Origin of the sequence: Nesterenkonia sp. AN1 (assembly GCF_000582475.1) — a bacterium.
Taxonomy (GTDB): domain Bacteria; phylum Actinomycetota; class Actinomycetes; order Actinomycetales; family Micrococcaceae; genus Nesterenkonia; species Nesterenkonia aurantiaca.
The window spans coordinates 1-3887 of sequence record NZ_JEMO01000033.1; the positions used below are offsets into that span (position 1 = coordinate 1).

Annotated in this window: 4 protein-coding genes and 1 pseudogene; 2 read left to right on the plus strand and 3 right to left on the minus strand. The window is 61.6% G+C overall.

Features of this window, described 5'->3' with window-relative positions; all coding sequences use genetic code 11:
* Both BG28_RS14615 and BG28_RS13545 read left to right on the plus strand, forming a co-directional pair.
* Positions 1-327: pseudogene (locus BG28_RS14615) on the plus strand (hypothetical protein); the annotation flags it as partial.
* A 69-nt stretch (positions 328-396) separates the two neighbouring features.
* A complete protein-coding gene (locus tag BG28_RS13545; protein ID WP_051501497.1) occupies positions 397-1134 on the plus strand; it encodes a flavodoxin family protein in 738 nt (245 codons plus the stop codon).
* Between the two features lie 626 nt (positions 1135-1760).
* On the opposite strand, the gene BG28_RS13550 is transcribed toward BG28_RS13545, so the two are convergent.
* The 3 genes from BG28_RS13550 to BG28_RS13560 form a co-directional block, all read right to left on the minus strand.
* A complete protein-coding gene (locus BG28_RS13550; protein ID WP_036478045.1) occupies positions 1761-2162 on the minus strand; it encodes a hypothetical protein in 402 nt (133 codons plus the stop codon).
* A 123-nt stretch (positions 2163-2285) separates the two neighbouring features.
* Positions 2286-2936, minus strand: coding sequence for an isochorismatase family protein (locus tag BG28_RS13555; protein WP_036478047.1), 651 nt, complete (start codon positions 2934-2936; stop codon positions 2286-2288).
* 127 nt (positions 2937-3063) lie between these two features.
* A complete protein-coding gene (locus BG28_RS13560; protein WP_235181130.1) occupies positions 3064-3525 on the minus strand; it encodes a hypothetical protein in 462 nt (153 codons plus the stop codon).
* Positions 3526-3887 lie beyond the last annotated feature (362 nt).

Consider the following 3887-nt stretch of genomic DNA (forward strand, 5'->3'; position numbering starts at 1 on the left):
GCACGCTGTTGCGACCACCGGTTGAATACGGCGGCGCTCTGCGACGCGGCGGTAGCCACGTACGCCCTGTCCTTGATGGAACGGTGGGAGGGTGCCTGGGAGAACATGAGACGGCTGACCACGGAGGATGCGCGTCTGGGTGTGCTGGATATGCAGCGGCCCACCGGACTCAGCGCTCTGCTGAGTCCACTGGCGAGGGCCGCCTGCAGGCTGGGCGGGGCCGATATCGAGGCGCATCCCTGGACGGCGGTGGAGCGCGACTGCGCCGAGATCCGGGCCGCCTCAGTGCGCGGCGGACACCTGCAGATGCGCGTAGGAACGACCTAGAGACCACAGAGGAATCCCGCAGCCGGTGACACATACGTGTTCCGTCCCCAAGAAAGAGGAGTCACCACGATGACCGAGCACGAGCAGACATCGGATCTGGAATGGGATTTCACGGGTTTGAAGGCCGTGTTCTTCAACTGCACCCTCAAGCGTAGCCCGGAGCTCAGTCACACCTCCGGGCTGGTCGACCTCAGCGCCAGGGTGATGCGCAACCAGGGGGTCGAGGTCGAGATCATCCGGCCCATCGATCATGCGATCGCCACCGGGGTCTACCCGGACATGACAGAACACGGGTGGGAACAAGACGCCTGGCCAGAGATCTTCGAGCACGTGAAGGCAGCCGACATCATCGTCGTCGCCGGACCGATCTGGCTCGGAGACAACAGCTCGGTGACCAAACAGATCATCGAACGCCTCTACGCGATGTCAGGGGTGACGAAGGCCGATGGCCAGTACATCTACTACGGCAAGGTCGGCGGGGCGTTGATCACCGGCAACGAGGACGGGGTGAAGCACTGCGCCATGAACATCCTCTACAGCCTCCAGCACATCGGGGTGACCATCCCGCCTGGTGCTGATGCGGGATGGATCGGTCCGGTCGGTCCGGGACCGAGCTATCTCGATGAAGGCTCCGGTGGACCCGAGAGTGACTTCACCAACCGCAACACCACGTTCATGGCGTGGAACCTGATGCATATGGCGAAGCTGCTGCGCCAGGCAGGAGGCATCCCTGCCTGGGGCAACGTGCCGGAGCAGTGGGATGCGGGAGAGGATCTCGGTCTCGATCCCAACCCCGAGTACCGATGAGATGTTGGGCAGCACGGTCAATGTGTCGGGAAGTGGTCTCACGATCTCCGCAACGCCAGTGAGGACGCCGGGAGAACCTGGAGCGGTTCAGATCCCGTTTCCCCTTGAACGGGACTGCACTCTGGTACTGGCATGGCAAACCTGATGGATACGGTGGTCGTGATGGATATGGCTAGCCACGCTGGATAGAGTTTCGCTGCGAGATTTCCGCCAGTACCGACCCGAGGGTGGGGTTCATGAGGCGATACGCGGACTCACTGAGGCAACACCGCGGCGCGAGAGTCTGATTCGCTGCGTCGCAGATAGGTCAGCCTGGTTGCCGAGTGCCAGGGGGCTCGGCAACCAGGCGTTCGCGTATCGAAGCCGCGATGCATTGCCCTGTCGATCGAGAGGTTTCGCGCGAGATCTCCTCGTCATAGATGCCAGGTAGGCGGCAGAGGACGCGCTCGGGCGCACATCCCGGACTTCGTCGGACACAGATCTAACAACCCCCGTGGTGCGAGCTCATATCGTCGACGGTCGAGTCGAGACCTGCATGCCGCCATTGCTGGCGGCGAGCCCGTCACATCAAACTGGCCCCGCTATTGCTTCTAAGTCGACGCGCTGAGAGGCGCAGCGGACGAGCCTTAGAACGGGCGAGGCAACAGACGCTGGCAGGCTTCTTCGCAATCGCGGCATGCCTGGATCGCTAACGAGCAGTGTTCGTACTGGTCGGCGTGGTGCGCAGCTTCCATCGCGAAGGTCGCGACAAAGTCGCGGCAGAGCATCAAGATCGTCTTCAAGAGATTGCCGTCGGTCTCTGTGAGCCGAGACAGGAACCGGGCCGTGGTGGTACACATGTCCGCGGCATCCTGAGCTAGACGGATGGTGGAACGCAACTCAGCCACTGCATCTTCGGCCAGGCAGGCGTCGGAGCAGGAGGTGCACGCCAGGGCCGCGTCTGTGCAGGCTTGAATGCACTCGGCCAGAACATCCGGGATCGATGGGTCCACAGGATGAGCTGAGATCATTGCCGCGGCGGTGTTCATGTCGTCCTCATCTTCTCTAGCCCTCACAGCTGTTGGGCCAACGGTATCGAAGTCATTCATGGCTGAAAGACGGGGCCGACGTATGGACCACAAGGGAACCGACGTCGGCCCCTTGTCCAGGGGTTAGGCGGCGATCTCTTGCAGCGCCTCCTCGGTGGTGAGCACGTCTGAGGCGATGTAGCGGAAGTTCGTCATGGCGGCTGCGTAGCCGTCTCCGAGCTCGGGGTGCTGGGCGGCTGCGGTGGCGTCGGCGACGACGACCACCTCGAAACCCTGCTCGAGAAGCTCCCGGAGATGACTCTCCACGCATAGGTTCGCTGACATCCCGGCCAGCACGACCTTGCTGATCCCCCGTTTACGCAGCTGAAGGACGAGGTCATTGGCTTCAGGGCCGTAGACCTTATGCGGACTACAGATGACGGCGCGGCCGCTCTCGAGGTAGGGCTTGTACTGAGGCATCCAGTCAGCCCCAGAGCCCTGGAAACCTTCCATGTTCAAGGGCCCGGGTCGGTCGAACATGCCGATCTCGTGCATCTTCTCCTCAAGGGTGCCGCCGAACTCCCACTGGTGGTCGTGAGGGTAGTAGTAATGCGGGGAGACGAAGACCTTGTAGTGACCAGCCGTGGCTCGAGCGAAGAGCTGCTCCAGATGGGCGACGGTGTCGTTGTCTTCTACGTTGTGACCGACCAGTTCCCAGGCGACTCCGTCGGGGCTCAGGAAATCGATCTGAGGGTCGGTGACCACCAAGGCGGTGTCTGCGGGATTGAAATTCATCGTGTCTCCGTGTTCTCCAGCGCTTATGGCGCTGAGGGTTAAAGCTGTGCGTGCGAACAGTGGGGGTCGTCCCAGACGTGCACTCGTGGTGTTGTCACGCTGGACGTATCGTCTAGGGGCCTGTCGTCTACTTGCGCCGGTTCAGGATTGCGACGGCGATCAGACCCAGGATCAGTCCGTAGAGGAGGTGGCCCATGAGGCTAAAAAGCGCCATGGTGTTCACGGCGAAGATCGGCATCCCCATCATCAGCGGCATGATCAGCAAGGCCCCCAAGACCCACCAGAGGACGCCGTAAAGCAGTCCGATGATCGCGCCCCGGCCGTAGCTGCGAAGTGCCCCGCCGAAGGGGATGGTCAGACCCAGACCAAGCAGGATGGAGATGACCAGGTGTACGCCGAAGCCCACAGCCGCCGAGGTGCTTCCGACCATGGAGGCGATCATCGGCAACATGCCCATCATCGCCATCAAGATCCCGAAGACGACACCGCCGGCGAAACCTCCGATGACACCGGCGGAGATCTTCTGTCCCATCGTGGTGGCAGGGGCTGTAGTACGTGATGTGTCGTGTGTTGCATGGGGGGCAGACATCGGAGGATCCCTTCTCGAGGTGTGTACCTGTGAATCAAACATAGGACGACCGTCACACTTGTTCTGCGATCCAGGACACACAACGACGGGATTCCGGCAGGTGAATCACTTGTCAACCTTAGAGAATTTGGCCTGTCAAGAGTTCTTTGAAGCGTCTCGCAACTGAGGACGAGAACACGGTTGTGCCGAGACACTGTTTGAGACGCCTGGTTAGCTTCCGCTGCTTGGGATATGGCGGACGCCGGCGTGAGGGAGAGGGGGGTCCATCGACGGTTTAGGGGCTCTTCACACTTGAGCGTGGAGTCCTGCTCGAGCATGGATTTGGGAGCGTTCGGCGTGTCCGCCTGAAGCTCCTGCCCAGA